15 protein-coding genes are annotated in these 15,781 nt (G+C 74.2%); 10 read left to right on the forward strand and 5 right to left on the reverse strand.

Annotated elements, in window-relative coordinates; translation table 11 throughout:
* The first annotated feature begins 39 nt into the window (after window positions 1–39).
* The 7 genes from WDZ17_RS14680 to WDZ17_RS14710 all read left to right on the forward strand — a co-directional run bounded on the left by WDZ17_RS14680 (window position 40) and on the right by WDZ17_RS14710 (window position 6,925).
* Entirely contained in the window at window positions 40–1,299 is a 1,260-nt protein-coding gene (locus WDZ17_RS14680) for a threonine synthase (RefSeq protein ID WP_339575922.1), read from the forward strand.
* A 100-nt stretch (window positions 1,300–1,399) separates the two neighbouring features.
* Window positions 1,400–1,594, forward strand: a complete 195-nt coding sequence (locus tag WDZ17_RS14685) for a hypothetical protein (protein WP_339575923.1) — start codon at window positions 1,400–1,402, stop codon at window positions 1,592–1,594.
* Between the two features lie 101 nt (window positions 1,595–1,695).
* Window positions 1,696–2,241 carry a GIY-YIG nuclease family protein gene (locus WDZ17_RS14690; protein WP_339575924.1) on the forward strand — a complete coding sequence of 182 codons (546 nt, stop codon included), beginning with the start codon at window positions 1,696–1,698 and terminating at the stop codon, window positions 2,239–2,241.
* Window positions 2,242–2,350: 109 nt separating this feature from the next.
* Entirely contained in the window at window positions 2,351–3,085 is a 735-nt protein-coding gene (locus tag WDZ17_RS14695; RefSeq protein WP_339575925.1) for a MerR family transcriptional regulator, read from the forward strand.
* Window positions 3,086–3,174: 89 nt separating this feature from the next.
* Window positions 3,175–3,714, forward strand: a complete 540-nt coding sequence (locus tag WDZ17_RS14700) for an RES family NAD+ phosphorylase (RefSeq protein WP_339575926.1) — start codon at window positions 3,175–3,177, stop codon at window positions 3,712–3,714.
* Between the two features lie 144 nt (window positions 3,715–3,858).
* Window positions 3,859–4,848: an LLM class flavin-dependent oxidoreductase gene (locus tag WDZ17_RS14705; protein WP_339575927.1), complete on the forward strand. Its 990-nt coding sequence runs from the start codon at window positions 3,859–3,861 to the stop codon at window positions 4,846–4,848.
* A 193-nt stretch (window positions 4,849–5,041) separates the two neighbouring features.
* Window positions 5,042–6,925: a glycoside hydrolase family 15 protein gene (locus WDZ17_RS14710; protein WP_339575928.1), complete on the forward strand. Its 1,884-nt coding sequence runs from the start codon at window positions 5,042–5,044 to the stop codon at window positions 6,923–6,925.
* A gap of 44 nt (window positions 6,926–6,969) precedes the next feature.
* Here WDZ17_RS14710 and WDZ17_RS14715 read toward each other — a convergent pair whose 3' ends face one another.
* The 3 genes from WDZ17_RS14715 to WDZ17_RS14725 form a co-directional block, all read right to left on the reverse strand.
* Window positions 6,970–7,914 (reverse strand): class F sortase, encoded by a 945-nt coding sequence (locus WDZ17_RS14715; RefSeq protein ID WP_339575929.1) that lies wholly within the window; start codon window positions 7,912–7,914, stop codon window positions 6,970–6,972.
* A 233-nt stretch (window positions 7,915–8,147) separates the two neighbouring features.
* Window positions 8,148–10,094, reverse strand: coding sequence for a DUF2264 domain-containing protein (locus WDZ17_RS14720; RefSeq protein ID WP_339575930.1), 1,947 nt, complete (start codon window positions 10,092–10,094; stop codon window positions 8,148–8,150).
* A gap of 47 nt (window positions 10,095–10,141) precedes the next feature.
* On the reverse strand, window positions 10,142–11,068 hold the full coding sequence (locus tag WDZ17_RS14725) for an endo alpha-1,4 polygalactosaminidase (protein WP_339575931.1): 927 nt from the start codon (window positions 11,066–11,068) through the stop codon (window positions 10,142–10,144).
* Between the two features lie 272 nt (window positions 11,069–11,340).
* Here WDZ17_RS14725 and WDZ17_RS14730 point away from each other — a divergent pair, with 272 nt between their 5' ends.
* The gene (locus WDZ17_RS14730; protein WP_339575932.1) at window positions 11,341–12,342 is read left to right on the forward strand and encodes an NAD-dependent epimerase/dehydratase family protein; all 1,002 of its coding nucleotides are present in this window, start codon (window positions 11,341–11,343) and stop codon (window positions 12,340–12,342) included.
* 192 nt (window positions 12,343–12,534) lie between these two features.
* Window positions 12,535–12,825: a hypothetical protein gene (locus WDZ17_RS14735; protein ID WP_339575933.1), complete on the forward strand. Its 291-nt coding sequence runs from the start codon at window positions 12,535–12,537 to the stop codon at window positions 12,823–12,825.
* Window positions 12,826–12,900: 75 nt separating this feature from the next.
* Here WDZ17_RS14735 and WDZ17_RS14740 read toward each other — a convergent pair whose 3' ends face one another.
* Together WDZ17_RS14740 and WDZ17_RS14745 are read right to left on the reverse strand one after the other, a co-directional pair.
* Complete coding sequence (locus WDZ17_RS14740; protein ID WP_339575934.1) at window positions 12,901–13,689, reverse strand: hypothetical protein; 789 nt, start codon at window positions 13,687–13,689, stop codon at window positions 12,901–12,903.
* A gap of 391 nt (window positions 13,690–14,080) precedes the next feature.
* The gene (locus WDZ17_RS14745) at window positions 14,081–15,022 is read right to left on the reverse strand and encodes a GlxA family transcriptional regulator (RefSeq protein WP_339575935.1); all 942 of its coding nucleotides are present in this window, start codon (window positions 15,020–15,022) and stop codon (window positions 14,081–14,083) included.
* A gap of 107 nt (window positions 15,023–15,129) precedes the next feature.
* Between WDZ17_RS14745 and WDZ17_RS14750 the strand changes: the two genes are divergently transcribed.
* Entirely contained in the window at window positions 15,130–15,441 is a 312-nt protein-coding gene (locus WDZ17_RS14750; RefSeq protein ID WP_006895180.1) for a putative quinol monooxygenase, read from the forward strand.
* Window positions 15,442–15,781 lie beyond the last annotated feature (340 nt).

Genomic DNA, 15,781 nt, shown 5'->3' on the forward strand with positions numbered 1-15,781 from the left:
GGACGGTGCCCCGGCGCGGGGGTGCCGCAGGATGGCCGCGTGAGCGAGACGACGACCACCGGTCCCTGGAGCACGCTGTCCCACCTCGAGTGCCCGCGCTGCGGCGACCACCTCGACGCCTCGGTGCACCAGGGCCTGTGCCCGCGCGACGGCTCGCCCCTGCTGGCGCGCTACGACCTCGGCGCCGTCACGGTGACGCCCGACGACGTCGCCCGTCGCGCGCCCGACCTGTGGCGCTACCACGAGCTGCTCCCCGTCCAGGGGCCCGAGGGCGTCGTCACCCTCGGGGAGGGCATGACCCCGCTGCTGCCGATGCCGCGCCTGGCCGCCGACCTGGGGCTGGGGCGGCTGCTCGTCAAGGACGAGGGGCTGCTGCCCACGGGGTCCTTCAAGGCTCGCGGGGCGGCGATGGGCGTCTCCCGGGCGAAGGAGCTCGGCGTCCGCGGTCTCGCGATGCCCACCAACGGCAACGCCGGCGCCGCGTGGGCCGCCTACGCCGCGCGCGCGGGACTCCCGCTGCTCGTGGCGATGCCGGTGGGGGCGCCGGCGATCACCCGCGCCGAGGTCGTCGCCGCCGGCGGGCAGCTGCACCTCGTGAACGGGCTCATCAGCGACGCCGGGAGGCTCGTCGCGGCCGCCGTCGCGGACGACCCGGACCGCTGGACGGACGTCGCGACCCTCAAGGAGCCGTACCGGATCGAGGGCAAGAAGACGATGGGCTTCGAGATCGCCGAGCAGCTCGGCTGGCGGATGCCCGATGTCGTCGTCTACCCGACCGGCGGCGGTGTCGGGCTCATCGGCATCTGGAAGGCGCTGCAGGAGCTGCTCGAGCTCGGCTGGGTGACCGGCCCGCTGCCGCGGCTCGTCGCCGTCCAGGCCACCGGGTGCGCGCCGATCGTCCGGGCCTTCGAGGAGGGCGCCGAGGTCTCCGAGCCGTGGGCGGACGCCTCGACGGTCGCCTTCGGCATCACCGTGCCCAAGGCGCTGGGCGACTTCCTCGTGCTGCGGGCGGTGCGCGAGACGGGCGGCACGGCGGTCGCCGTCGACGACGACGAGCTGCTCGCCGAGCTGCAGCACGTCGGCTCGCTCGAGGGCCTCGTCCTGTGCCCCGAGGGCGCCGCCACGGTGTCCGCGGTCCGGCGGCTGCGGGCGAGCGGCTGGATCGGGGCCGACGACGAGGTCGTCTGCCTCAACACCGGCGCCGGGATCATCTACCCCGAGGCGCTGCCCGTGGCGGTCGGCGACGGCGAGGGGGAGGTGCCGGTCGTGGCCAAGGAGGGCCCGCTCACGGTGCGCTGAGGTCGCCGGCAACGGACGCACGTCACCCGTCAGGTCGGGGACCGACGCAGGGTCTGCCGAGGGGTAGGTACGAGCGCTCCCCGGCACCTGCCGTGCGCTCATGGACGAGCTCGTCGACGGCGACGCGGCGGCCGAGGGCGCGCCTGAGCCTCTACCTCTCGCGGTGCCCCAGCACCTCGGCGTCGACCTGGACCCGCCGCTCCGCGAGGCCCTGCACGAGCTCCTTCTCGACGAGAGCGGTCAGCTCGGCCAGGTCTACCGGGCCATGGTCGAGCACCCGGGGCCGGTCCCATAGACCTGCTCCCGCACACGACCTGTGCCAACGCGGGGGTCGTCGCCAACCGCAGGGTCGTCGTCCGCGCGGTGCTCGACGGCCTCACCTCCTTCGCCCCGTCGGTGGCGCTGCAGGCCGCTCGCTCCGTCCGGACGCTGAGGAAGCGGACGACCGACCCCGTGGTCGTCGATCACCTCGAGTCGGTCCTGGACGACCTCCGTGGGCGCGCCGACAACGAGGACGCAGTCGCGGCCGAGGACGTCGAGCCGAAGGCTGCTTCAGAGGAGCTGAGCAAGACTCTCGCGGCAGCGTCCGGCGTCTACGTGTACACGTACCCGCACTACTGGCGGCACCCGTACTCGACCGGCTCCGAGCGTCGTCTCCTCAAGGTCGGCCGGACTGGGAGCAAGGCCTGGAACCGCGTCCTGAGCCAGGCGCGACGGACGGGGATGCCCGAGGACCCCGTGCTGCTCAGGGTGTACGAGACAGACGACCCGGCGACGGTGGAGCACCACTTCCATGTGCTGCTGGACGCGGCGGAGCACCAGCGCAGCCAGGGCGTCGCGGTGGGCACCGAGTGGTTCGTCACGACGATCGACTTCTGCGACGCCGTTGCGGAGGTCTTGGGGCTGCCGACGCTCAAGGCGTCCGGGATCGAGACGGCGTAGTCCCCGCCCCGCGCGTCGACGACCCACCGAGCGAGGTCCTCAGCGGCGGTCGACCACCCGGTCGCCCACGTCGTGGCTGGTCGTGGGTGCCCGGGGCTAGGGTGGTCGCATGTCCACCACGGCGGACCGCCGGAGCGGGGAACGCCTGGGCGAGGTGCTGGCCGCGAGCGGGCTCGGCATGACGTCCGGCGAGCTCGTCGCCTCGTTGGAGGAGCTGCTCGGCGCGACAGCGTCCCCCCGGGAGGACGCGCCGCTCACGGTGGACCAGGAGCGGTACCTGCGGGAGCGTGCCGGTCTCGACGTGGAGGCCGCGACCGACACGGGCGCGGCGCGTCGTGCCGGGCTGGCCGCGTCGGCGCGGTTGGTGGCGACGAGCCTGACCGGGGCCGAGCTGGCCCGACGCGCCGGGGTCGACGACTCGACGGTGCGGCACTGGGCCCGTCACGGGGACGTGGTCGTCGTGGGCGAGGGGCGGCGGCGGCGCTACCCGGCCTTCCAGGTGGGCGCCGACGGTCGTCCGCTCCCCGGGCTGCGCGCGGTGCTCAGCGCTCTGCCGCCAGGCTGGCACCCCCTGGCGCTGGAGGCCTGGATGACCCGGACCGACGCCGACCTCGAGGTCGACGGGCGCGCGGTCAGCCCGGCCGCATGGCTCGCCGACGGAGGTCCGGTGGCCGCGGTCGTCGTGCTGGCCGAGGGCGTCGGCGCCCGCGGGGGGACGTCACCCACCGAGGTCGCCCGCGTCCGCGCGGCCCGTGGTGCCGGGCGCGGGCGGCGACCCGGGGAGCGGCCGGAGGACCTTCGTGGACCGGAGGCATCGGTCTCTGACCCCGACGCGACCACGTGAGCGGTCTGCCGTGGCCGCCGGCCGCGGCGGACCTCCGTGAGCGTGGCTGCACGAACCGGCTGCTGCCGGTGGGGACCACGCTCTGGCGGGTGCACGCGACGGTCGGCCCCTACGTGCTGCCCTGGGACCGGGCGCGGACCTACGGCCCCGTCGACCGCTTCGACCCGCACCCCCTGCCGGTCGGTGACGACTCCGGCGTCGGTGTCCTCTACACCGCGCTGAGCGTGCGCACGTGCCTGGCGGAGGTGTTCCAGGACAGCCGGGTCGTCATGACGGAGCAGCGCCCGTACGCGACGTCCTGGCCGACGACGCGCGACCTCGACCTGGTCGACCTCACCGGGACGGCTGCGCTGCTGCTCGGGGCCGCTGACGCCATCGGCGCTGACCGACGTCGGGCGCGGACCCAGGCCTGGGCGCGAGCCCTGCTCGAGGCCTTCCCCGCGGTCGACGGCTTCTGGCACCGCTCCGCCATGGACGGCGGCGACTGCGTCTGCCTCGTCTCCTGCGTCGCCTCGGGTGCGCTGGACGCGGTGCCTCCGCGGCCCGCCTTCTCGCTCCCGCTCACCCACCGGTCGATGGCCGACGTCGTCGACGTCGCGGCGTCGGAGATCGGCTACCTCGTGGTCTGAGGGGTGCGGACGACCGCGCGCGAACCGTGGTCCACGACCGGCTGCGGGTGAGGTGGCGGGACTACCGCGGCCGCGACGTCGGTTGGGACCGGTGCCCGACGTCACGACCTGACGCCGGCGACCCCGAGCACCGAGGTGAGCGCCATGACCGTCCCGCTGTCCGTCCTCGACCTGGCCCCCGTCGACGAGGGCACGAGCGTCGGCGAGTCCGTCGCCGGCAGCGTCGCGCTGGCGCAGGCCGCGGAGCGCGCCGGGTACCGGCGGGTCTGGTACGCCGAGCACCACAACATGCCGATGATCGCCTCGTCCGCGACGAGCGTGCTCATCGCCCACGTGGCGGCGCACACGAGCACGATCCGGCTCGGCGCCGGCGGGGTCATGCTGCCGAACCACGCGCCGCTGACCATCGCCGAGCAGTTCGGGACGCTCGCCGCGGTGCACCCGGGCCGCATCGACCTCGGCCTCGGCCGGGCGCCGGGGTCGGACCAGGCGACGATGTACGCGCTGCGGCGCGACCCGTCCTCGGCGGACACCTTCCCCCGCGACGTCCAGGAGCTGCAGGGCTACCTCACCGGGCGCTCGCTCGTCCAGGGCGTCCACGGCGTCCCGGCGGGCGGGGTGGACGTGCCGCTCTGGATCCTCGGCTCGTCGCTGTTCGGCGCCCAGCTGGCCGCGGCGCTGGGGCTGCCGTACGCCTTCGCCTCGCACTTCTCCCCGCAGGCGCTGGAGGCGGCGGTCGCGACGTACCGCCGCGACTTCCAGCCGTCCGAGCAGCTCGACGAGCCCTACGTCGTCGCGGGTGTCAACGTGCTGGCCGCCGACTCGCGCGAGGAGGCCGAGCACCACCGCGCCGTCGTCCGGCGTGCCCGCGCCCTGGCGTTCTTCGCCCGCGGCCGCACGCTCACCGACGCCGAGGCCGACCTCCTGCTCGAGTCCGGCGCCGGAGCGCAGGTCGACTCGATGATGGTCCACACCGCGATCGGCACCCCCGAGGACGTCCGCGAGCAGCTCGACGCCTTCGCCCGGCTGGCCGACGCCGACGAGCTCATCACCGCCCACTCGGCGCCGACCGCGGCCGACCGGGTGCGCTCGGTCCAGCTGACGGCGAGCGCCGTCGCCGCCGTCCCGGCGTGAGCAGCCGGCGCCGGTAGATCTGCCGGGGCGGCACGCCGTCCGTCCGCCGTCCATCGCCCGGGCAGGTCCACCGGCGACCGGGACGGAAGGTCGGCGGACGGTGCACCCGCCGTGACGCCCTCGACGGAGGCGTCGTCGACGACGACGCGGGCCCCGCCTCGTCCCCGGCCGCTCCGTCGGGGAGGGTGGACCCGTGCAGACCCCGCGCGACGGACGACCCGACCACCAGGACGACCGCACGGCGACGAGCCGCTCGCGGGACGACTCCCCCGACGACCGGCCCCTCGAGCGTCCCTGCGCCATCGAGCACCACGGCGTCGTGGGGGACCTGCGGACGATCATGCTCGTCACCCACGACGGCGAGGTCGACTTCGCCTGCGCCCCCGACTTCGACAGCCCCGCCGTCTTCGGGCGGCTGCTCGACTCCGGCGCCGGCTCGTTCTCCGTGCGCCCGACCGACTGGGACACGACGCACCAGTACTACCTGCCGAGCTCGGCCGTCCTCGCGACGCGCTTCTCCAGCGCCCGCGGCACGCTCGAGGTCCTCGACGGGATGGTCCCCGCCGAGGCCCTGCCCGAGGGCGTCGACCGGCGGCCCCTGCTCGTGCGGCTCGTCCGCGTCCTCGACGGCGAGCAGGACGTCGTCGTCGACTGCCGTCCCGGCTTCGACTGGGGACGGGCGGAGCACGAGGCCGAGGTCGTCGACGGCGTCGGCGTGCGCTTCACGGCGGGCGAGGACCGGCTGGTGCTGCGCTCGTCCGCCCCGCTGTCCGCCGACGGGGGCTCGGCGCGCGCCCACGTCCACCTGCGGCGCGGCGAGGAGCTGGCCCTCCTCCTGCACTGGGGCGACATGGCCGCCGGGGAGGTCGGCGAGGTGGGCGCGCAGGAGGCCCAGCACCTGCTCGACGCGACCCACGCCTACTGGCGCGCGTGGGTGCGCCGGTCCACCTACACGGGTCGTTGGCGCGAGACGGTGCACCGCTCGGCCATCACGCTGAAGCTCCTGACGTACTCCCCGACCGGTGCCGTCGTCGCCGCCGGCACGACGAGCCTCCCCGAGCAGCTGGGCGGGGAGCGCAACTGGGACTACCGCTACGCCTGGCTGCGGGACGCGGCGTTCACCACCTTCGCGCTCATGACCCTCGGCTTCACCGAGGAGACGGACGCCTTCCTCGCCTGGCTCGAGCAGCGCATGGCGGCGGCGGGGGACGACGGCCTGCTCCCCGTGTACACCGTCCGCGGGGACCGGCCCCCGGAGGAGGAGGTGCTCGACCACCTCGCCGGCTACGCGGGCTCGCGCCCCGTCCGCACGGGGAACGCGGCCTCGCAGCAGCGCCAGCTCGACTCCTACGGCGAGGTGCTGGACTCGATCTACCTCTACAACAAGGTCCGGCCGATCAGCTGGGACATCTGGCAGGAGGTCGTCGGCACCCTCGACTGGCTGGCCGACCACGCCGACCAGCCCGACGCCGGGCTCTGGGAGAGCCGCGGCGAGCTGCGGCGGAACACCTACTCGCAGGCCATGGTCTGGGTCGCCTTCGAGCGGGCCCTGCGCCTGGCGCGCCAGCGCGGGCTCCCGGCGCCGCGGGAGCGGTGGGAGGCGTGCGCGGACGCCGCCTACCGACGCGTCCAGGAGGAGGGGCTCGACCCCCGGACCGGGGGCTACCGGGTGAGCGCGCAGAGCGACCAGCTCGACGCCAGCCTGCTCATGCTCCCGCTCGTGAAGTTCGCGGGGCCCACCGACCCGCGCTTCGCCGCCACGCTCGAGGCGCTGGAGCGCGAGCTGGTCGTCGACTGCCTCGTGCGGCGCTACCCGACCGACGGCGCCGACGGCCTGGACGGCTCGGAGGGCTTCTTCGTCGCGTGCTCGTTCTGGTACGCCGAGGCGCTGTCGAGCGCGGGGCGCACGGACGAGGCCGAGGACGTCTTCGAGAAGGCGCTGCGGTTCTCCAACCACCTCGGGCTCTTCGCCGAGGAGGTCAGCGCCACCGGCCACCAGACCGGCAACTTCCCGCAGGCGCTCTCCCACCTGGCGCTCATCAGCGCCGCGGTGCACCTGGACCGCGCGCTGGGCTGAGCCCGCGCGGGGCGGGTCGTCACCTGCTCGCCCCGCCCGGGCGGTCAGCCGTCGACGAGGTGGCCGTAGACGACGGTGTTGTCCTCGTAGTGGCCGCTGTCGCGGTCGAAGTCGCCCCCGCAGGTGATCAGCCTGATCTGCGGGTCGGTCGTGTTGCCGTAGACGCGCACGGTCGGGAAGTCGTCCTTGGGGTACCGCTCGAGACCGTCGACGACGAAGGTCGCCGTGGAGCCGTCCGCGCGGTCGACGAGGACCTCGTCGCCCTTCGCCAGCTCGCCGAGGTGGTAGAAGACCGACGGGCCGGCCTTGGAGTCGATGTGCCCGGAGATGACGGTCGGGCCGATCTCGCCGGCGCGCGGCGAGCCGTCGTACCAGGCGGCCTTCAGGTTGTCCTCGCCCGTGCGCGGCGGGACCTCGAGCGTCCCGTCCTCGTTCAGCCCGAGGTGCAGGAGGTCGCTCTCGACGTCGATCGCCGGGATGCGCAGCCGCACCGGCTCGGCGACCTCGGGGGCGGCCTCCTCGGTGGGCTCGGGCGTCGGCTCCGTCGCGGCGTCCTCGCCCATCCGGACGACGCCGGGGATGGCGCCCGACGGTGCCGTGATGCTCTGCGGCAGCACGTCGGACTTGCGGGAGCCGGCCGGACGGGTGGGGGAGCTCGTCGGCGCGCCGCCGTCGGTGCCCGACGCGGACGGTGCCGTGCCCTGCGGGCCGGGGACGTCGGCGGTCGGCGTCGACGAGGAGGGCGTCGACGAGGAGGTGTACGGGGCGGCCGCCGCTCCCACGTCGGTGCGGGCCGGCTCCACGGGCTGGTCGGCCTGGCCCACGAGCGCCGTCGTCACCAGCCCCACGCCGACCACCACGGCCGTGGCCGAGGCGACCAGGGCGGCGCGGGAGCCACGGCGGCGAGGCGCCGGGGCGGGGCTCGCCCCGGAGCCGGTCTGCTGCTGCGGGTCGTCCGGGCTGCCGGACGTCGGTCCCTCGTCCGTCATCTCGCCCTCCGGGGCTGTCGACTGGTCTGGCGCGTCAGTGGTGCTTCGGCACGACGGACCCCGCGGTTGGGTGCGGCGTCGCGGACCCACCCGGGCGGAGGACCGCCCCGCTCGTCCCAGGGTAGGCGTCGGTTCCTCGAGGGGGCGGGCGGTGAGCTGCTCGCGAACGGATGCTCCCCGGTGCCACCGACGACGAGCGGGCCGACGACGGCGGCAGCACCGGACGGGTGCCGTCACCGCCCGTCCGGGGGGCCGGCGGTCGCGGGCTGCTCGACGCGGACCTGCGCGTCGCCGACCGTGCACGCCGTCCGGGACCCGTCGGGCCAGCCCACCGTGACGCGGCGGCCCTCCACCTCGGCCGCCGGCGGCGCGTCCGCGGGGTCGGCGCCCGTGAGGCTGGACGCGGAGACCAGCAGGCCGTCGCCGGCGGCGGCGACGAGCTCGGGCACGAGGGCCCACGCGCCGTAGGCGGTGCCGTGCGGCGCGCGGACGACGCGCGCCCCGTCCCAGCCGGAAAGGGCCACGAGCTGGGCGGTGAGCCCGTCGGCGGCGAGCCGGGCGCCCCGGTCGTCGACGTCCTGCCTGATCGCCCACGGCCCGGCGGCGGCGAGGGGCCAGCCGCTGACGACCACGGGCGTCCCGGCCGGGACGGCGGCCAGGTGGTGCACGTGCACCTCCCACCGCCCGTGCGCGAGGACCGCCGAGGTGATGCGGGCCTGCGGCAGCGGGTGCCCGTCCCCGCCCGGGACGGGCCGGTGCCAGGACGCCGCCCATCCCGGCCCGGCCCCCAGCGGGTGGATGCGTCGGCGACCGCTGCCGGTGCCGCGGTGCACGAGCCGGACGTGGTTGTCCGGCGTGCTGCCCCGCGACGTCGGGCCGGTGCGCGTGGAGTAGGCCAGGCGGGCGTACAGCGGGTCCGGGACGCCCGCGCCGGCGCCCTCGCGGACGGCGTCGCTGCCGTGGTTGTGCACCCGGACCAGCCCGTCGGCCCGCGTCGTCTGCACGAGCCAGCCGACGGAGGGCACCGGGACCGTGCGGTCGGGCCCCGCCGCCGGCGGGTCCTCCTCGACGTCGCGCCACAGCGGCGCCGACGCCGGGAGCAGCAGGCCGAGGAAGCCCTTGGACGCCCAGTACGGCGACGCCGGGCCCGAGTACCGCTGGAGCGTCGGCGCGTGCGGGCCGTGCCAGCCGAGGGTCAGCAGCCCGTCCCGCAGCGCCCCGCGGTCGAGGAAGTAGCGCAGCGCCCCGGACATCAGCCGCCGGGACTGCCCGGGCCGCAGCGGCGTCCGGCCGACGAGCTCGCCGAGGGCGACGGGCGCCAGCGTCGCCCACCGGTAGGTGAGGGAACGGCCCTGGTGCAGCGGGGCGCCGTCCGCGTCGAAGGTCGCGGCGTAGGAGCCGAGGAACTCCTCCAGGCGCGGGCCGAGGGCGGTCAGGCGGCGGGCGTCGCCGGCGAGGTGGGCCAGCAGCACGGGGTAGAGGTGCATCGCCCAGCCGCCGTAGTGGTCGAAGGCGCGCGCGTCGCCGTCGCGGTACCAGCCGTCGCCGACGTACCAGCCCTCCGCGAGCTCCTCCGCCCGTTCGCGCGCCCGCGCCGTGAGCTCGTCGCCGCGCCCGACCGCCTCGAGGAACGTCGCGACGGACGCGGGGAACCAGTACCAGTTGTTGGGCGCCGGATCCCCGAGCAGCGCGTCCCGCAGCCAGCCCTCGAGCCGGTCCTGCTCGGCGCCGTCGAGCCGCTCCCACGTCCAGGGCCGCGACAGCAGGAGGCCGATCGCGACCGAGGCGGCCTCGACCATGGCCTGGCCGGCCGGGCCGTCGGTGCGCACGCGGTACCACCCGTCGGGGTGGTCGGTGCCGGCGTGCCGCGGGCCGCTGACCAGCCCCTCGGCGTAGGCGTCCGCGAGCCCGTGCGGGTCCGCGCCGCCCTCGCCGGCGAGGCGGGTCGCGGCCAGCAGGAAGGTGCGGGCGAAGCCCTCGAGCCCGTCGGAGGTGACGCCGGACGCCGACGGCGGCCCGGGGAGGTCGATGCGGCCGCCGCCGGGGGAGCGGAAGCGCAGCGCCGCGGCGAGCAGCCCGTCCGCGACGGCGGCGTGGTGCGCCCGCGTCCACCCGGTGGCGGGGCTCAGGCGGCGGTCCTGCGGGGGCAGGCCGGGGATGGTCGCGTCGTCGGTCTCCACCGGCGCCAGGGTGCCGCCGGCGGCGTGCGGTCCGCCAGAGGAGACCCTCAGCAGGTCTGCGAGACGTACCCCGGCTCGCCGCGCGGCACGACGTCGCGGTCGCGCAGGAGCACGGAGACGCGCCCGCCGCGCTCGGCGCACGCCCGCCGGAAGGCGGCTCGACCGTTGTCGGTGTACTCGATCTCGACCACGCGACGCCCGTGGACGGCGGTGTAGGCGTCGCACTCGTCGTAGACCTCGCACTCCTCGGCGACGGCGAAGTCGAAGCCGGCGGTGCGCACCTGCGAGCGCGTGAGCTCCGGGGCGTTCTTCTGCGCGACGGCGAGGCCGCGGGCGTGGGCCCGCCGGGCGAGCAGCTGCGCCAGGGCGAGGTTGCCGCCCGTGGTGAGCCGACCGCCCGAGCGCAGCCACGAGTCGAGGTTGTCCAGCTCCACGGCCCGGTAGCCCTTCGCGGCGCAGCCGTCGAGCCAGCCGCCGACGACGGCGGCGACCCCGGCGCGCGTCGCGGCCGTGCGGGTGTCGAGCAGCAGCTCCCCGGGCCAGCCCTCGTCCTCGACGGTGCGGCCCCGGCCGTCCCGCAGGAGCAGGTCGGGGTGGTGCCGCCGCCACCAGGCGGCCTCCTGCGGCTGGGTCTGGAAGGCGTTGACGTAGCAGACCGAGTAGACGCCGCGGGCAGGCGGCTCCGTGCGGTCGCGGGTCACGACGCCGACACCTCGCGCGGGCGCGTAGGCCCCGCCGAGCTGGTAGTCCGCCCGTGCGCCGACGGGCGGGGGCGTCACGACCGGCGTGGCCGTCGTCCGTGCGGCCCCGCCCGTCGCGGTCGGGCGTGCCGCGTCCCCGCCCGACGTGGCCGTGCCTGTCGTGGCCGGTCGGGGCCGGGCGGCCGCGCCCGCGTCGGGCGAGGCGGAGCAGCACGCCAGCACGAGCGACGCGCCGAGCAGGAGCGCCAGGCGGCGCCAGCGGTGGGTCTGCACGCGCGCGAGTCTGCGCGTCCGCGGCGTNGGCCGTGCCTGTCGTGGCCGGTCGGGGCCGGGCGGCCGCGCCCGCGTCGGGCGAGGCGGAGCAGCACGCCAGCACGAGCGACGCGCCGAGCAGGAGCGCCAGGCGGCGCCAGCGGTGGGTCTGCACGCGCGCGAGTCTGCGCGTCCGCGGCGTCCCGCGCCGCCCCCCGCGCCCCTCAGGGAGGTGGCGTCACCCTGACGGCCCGGCGTGCGGGCCGGCCGGCGCGGGCGCAGCATCGCTCGGCGTGCGCATCCTCGTGCTCGGCGGCGGCGGCTTCCTCGGCCACCACCTCGTCTCCGCGGCGCTCGCCGGCGGGCACGAGGTGACGCAGCTCTCGCGCTCCGGCACACCCCGCGAGGGCGTCGAGGTGCTCGTCGGCGACCGCACCGGCGACCTGTCCGCGCTCGAGGGCCGCACCTTCGACGCGTGCGCGGACACCTTCAGCGACCCGGGTGCCGTGGCACGGACGGCGGCGCTGCTGTCCGGCCGCGTCGGCGCCTACGGCTACGTCTCCGGGATGAGCGTCTACCACCCCCGCGGCGACGCCGTGCCGGACGAGTCGTCCCCCGTCCGCACCCCCGCGACGGCGGGGGACGAGGACCCGCTGCAGGAGCGCTCGCTCGCCAAGCTCGCGGGCGAGGGCGCCGTCGCGGAGCACTTCGACGGACCCGCCCTCGTCCTGCGCGTCGGGATCATGACGGGGCCGCGCGACCCCACGGACCGGTTCACGTGGTGGCCGGTGCGGATGGCGCGGGCGCTGGCGGGCGACGCCGACCGGCAGGTGCTCGTGCCCGGCGACCTCTCCCGGCCCGTGCAGCACAGCGACGCCCGCGACGTCGCGGCCTTCGCCGTCGCCCGGCTCTCCGCCGGCGCGGGCGGCACCTACGACGTCGTCGGCCCGGGCCGGCGGGAGACCCTCGCCGACGTGCTCGGCGCCTGCCTGCGAGCGGCGGGGGGAGTGCCGGGCGACCTCGACCTCGTGGCCGTCGACGAGGACGCCCTGCGCGAGGCGCTGGCCGACGTCGAGGAGGAGCAGCGGCCGCTGTGGTTCCCCGAGGACCAGATCCCGCAGGAGGCCGTGGACAGCTCCGCGGCCGTGGCCGCCGGGCTCGCCTTCCGCCCGGTCGAGGACACCGCGCGCGACGTCCTCGCCGAGGTGCGCGAGCACGGCCGGCTGGAGGACCTGCGGGCGGGAGTCCCGGCGGACCGTGAGTGTGCGCTGCTCGAGCGGCTGCCGCGGGCGTGAGGGAGAGCGGGTGCGGTGGGCCTCCGTAGAGAGTTCGAGAACCCCTGCGCGGCGTTGAAAACGGTGGCTTCTCGGAGGTCGCGGGGGGTCTACCGGCGGGATCGGAGGCCTCTGGAGCCGCCTGTGGTGGACTCGCGGGGGCGGATGGTGCGCGCAGTTGGGATGACTCAAACCTTTCTGAGCCCGGCGCAGGTGGACGAGCTGGTGGGCCTTTACGAGGCGGGCGCGACGCTGGTGGAGCTGGGTGAGCGCTTCGGCGTGCACCGCCGAACGGCTGCTGCACATCTGGTCCGCCGCTCGGTCCGGATCCGCAGGCGCGGTCTCGATGAGTCCCACCTCGCCGAAGCGGTCGAGCTGTATGCCGGAGGGCTGAGCCTTATGGAGGTTGGACTGCGGTTCGGGGTCAGCCAGCAGGCAGTCCGACGCGCAATGGCCGTGGAGGGCGTCGAGATTCGCCCCAGCGGGCGCCGCCAGTCCGTATGAACCAGCCCTCGTGCTCGGTGTCGTGATCACTCGTCGCACCCATCGACGGGCCGGGCCGGGCCGTCGCCTTCGCAGTCACAGGCTGGCGGCGACCAGCACCTCGACCAACTGCTCAGGTTCGAAGATCAGCTTGGTATCGAAACGCTCATCGAGCTTGTCGTCCTTCTCGCGGGTCAGGGCACGCACCCACTGTTGCTCGGTGAACACCACGTCGCAGTAGACAGCGGGAACGGGTAGTTGGACGACATCGATGAAGTCATTCGCCTTCCACTTCTGATGTGGACGCGGATGGAGGTGCTTGCTCACCCGCAGCGCGTTCGTCACCCGTCGGGTTGGGAGAGACTCAACGATCTGGAGAAGACCAACTCCGCCCAAGGACTCGGCCACTTCCGTGGCGCTGATGCCTGCAGCCGTGACTCGATCACGGATGGCCGGGGCGATGTCGTTGAAGTCCGAGTGGATAACCGCCGGAAGCAACTCGGCACGCGGTATCTTCCGGCGCGCGATGTCTTCAGCGACGCTGGCTTCGTGCTGTACGAACAGGTCACCCCAATTGATTAGGTCGAGCGGGAGGCCCACGCGCGCGTGAGTGTTTGGACCTGCGCGCAGCAGTAGCTCTTCGAACTGGCGGTGGATCGGGGCTCGGATGTCGCTGGTCTTGTCCTCCGAGTCGGCCCGCTCGTCGGTCGGTCTCGTTGAGTTGCGGACGCCGCCAGCGGTCAGGTGAGCGATGCCACGCCCGAAGACGCGAGGCGCCGTCACATTGGTTGGGCGTCCGAGACGGGCCTGTAAGGCCATGTCGATCTCATAGTAGAGAAGTTGCCTGGGTGTGGTGATGGCGTCGAAGTCGGACAACTCGATCATCGTGTCGACCAGGCGGTTCCTGGCTCTTCCCAGATGAGGGTGTAGGTTGGCCGGGCGCGTCGGTCCGCAGGTAGACGTCGAGGTCTCCCGACGATGGAGGTTCCTACGCCATCCATCCGAAAGACCTCGACGTGGCCGACGTTACCCCGCCGGCCGGCTTCGGCCGCCCTGACCTGACCGCCTTCGCGTCTTATCCCAATCGGCTCTGATCGGGTCTGCTGATCCTCTCAACGAGAACGCAGCGACATCACAGCCACCCAACCCCGACCGTCCGGGAAGCCGGGGCACGTCACATGGCCTGTGCTGCGGGCGTGTCGAGTGGGTCGTCCAGGGGCGACGCAGGAGCGTCGACGCGACGTGCTGAGAGGTGGTTCTATGGCATGGCGATAGGTCAGGAACGGCGTCGCTCCCTGCGCAGGAGGGAGCGCAGAGTCTCGGCGTTCGCGTAGCCGACCCGTAGCGCGATGTCGGCGGAGGTGAGGTCCGTGGTTGCTGAGAGGTGCCGAGCTCGTTCGATGCGAAGCCGTTGGACGAAGCCGAGCGGAGTGAGGTTGAGCGCCGCACTGACTCGTCGTTCGAGGGTGCGCCGGCTGGTGCCGAGCGACTGCGCGACGAAGGCGACGTTGAACGGTTCGTCCAGGCGGGCGCGCACGAAGCGTTCGAACTCGACGACGATCGGGTCATCGTGCCGGAGATGTTCGTAGGCGACGAAGGCCGCCTGCGACGGACGCTCGTCGATGATGAGGAGCTTGGCGACATGTTGGGCCAGGTCGGGGCTGATCGATCGCACGAGTGAGAGCGCGAGGTCGATGTGGGCGAAGGCGGCGCCGGCGGTGACGAGGTTCCCGTCGACCACGACCATGGTGTCGAGATCGAGGGCGACGGTCGGATAGCGCTTCAGGAACTCCGGCCCCAGGAACCAGCTGGTCGTCGCCCGCCGATGATCCATCCGTCCGGTCTCGGCGACAGCGAACACGCCGGTGCACGCCGCGGCGATCCGGGTGGTCGCGTCGTCGAGGCGCCCGAGCGAGGCGATGACCGAACGAACATCTCGGCTCTGTAGGGCGTCGTTGGTAGCGGCGGCCGTGAGGGTTCCAAGCGCAGGGACGACGACCACGTCGAACTCTGCGGACTCCGACAGCGGGTGGCCCACCGACAGGGTCATCGATGCCGTCGTGGTCACTGTCCGTTTCGGTCCGAGGATGGCGAGTTCGATCGGGTCGATCCGCGGGTCGACATCGCGGCGGGCTCCGTCGGCCACCCGCACGATGTCGATGATCGACGCGACAGCCGAACCGAAGCAGCCGTCGATCGCGATCAGTCCGATACGCATGGCGCAAACAATAGCAATACTGCCGTATACGCCACTGCCCACCGGCCCTCGCTCGTCATACGCTGAACTCGTCCCACGAAGAACCCCGACTGCAAGGAGAGTCCCTCATGTCCACACCCGCATCACTTCCGTATGCCTTCGTCGCCAAGATCGTCGCGGCCGATGGACAGCACGACGCGCTCGCCGATCTGCTCGCCGGCGCTGTCGCGCTCGCCAACGAAGAAGTAGGAACGATTGTCTGGTTCGCGGTCAGGACCCACGCCGACACTTTCTGGATCTTCGATGCATTCCCCGACGAGGCCGCTCGCGACGCCCACGCCAACGGCGCCATCGTCGCAGCCCTGACGGACAATCAGCACCTCCTCGGCGCAGCACCCGAGATCCTGGCGGCCGACGTCCTCGCGTCCAAGCTCCCGTAGTCCGCCAACGCACGAGACGATCGCGCCCCGCCGAGCCGTCGGAACCGACCGCCTCGACACCCGCACCACGTTGACGATCCCCGACGGGCCGATCACGAGGAGGCCAGGCAACACCAGGCGCAAGCCTGGAGCGGCACTGGTTCACCGGTGGTCATCGAGAGAGCCAGCGCGGTTCCATGGCAGCGCAACTGTGGCAACTTGCCCTCCGTCCCGCTAGGCGCTGTGGGCGGGTCTTGGTTGCGATCCGTTGCAGAGGAGAGCGACGTCGGTGTCGGGCAGAGCCGTGAGGCCAGCGCATCGCGCGACCACCAGAACCGAACAGCCCCTGCCCTGCGTTTCC

The sequence above is a fragment of the Pseudokineococcus basanitobsidens genome, from assembly GCF_037482545.1.
In the GTDB taxonomy this organism is placed as follows: domain Bacteria; phylum Actinomycetota; class Actinomycetes; order Actinomycetales; family Quadrisphaeraceae; genus Pseudokineococcus; species Pseudokineococcus basanitobsidens.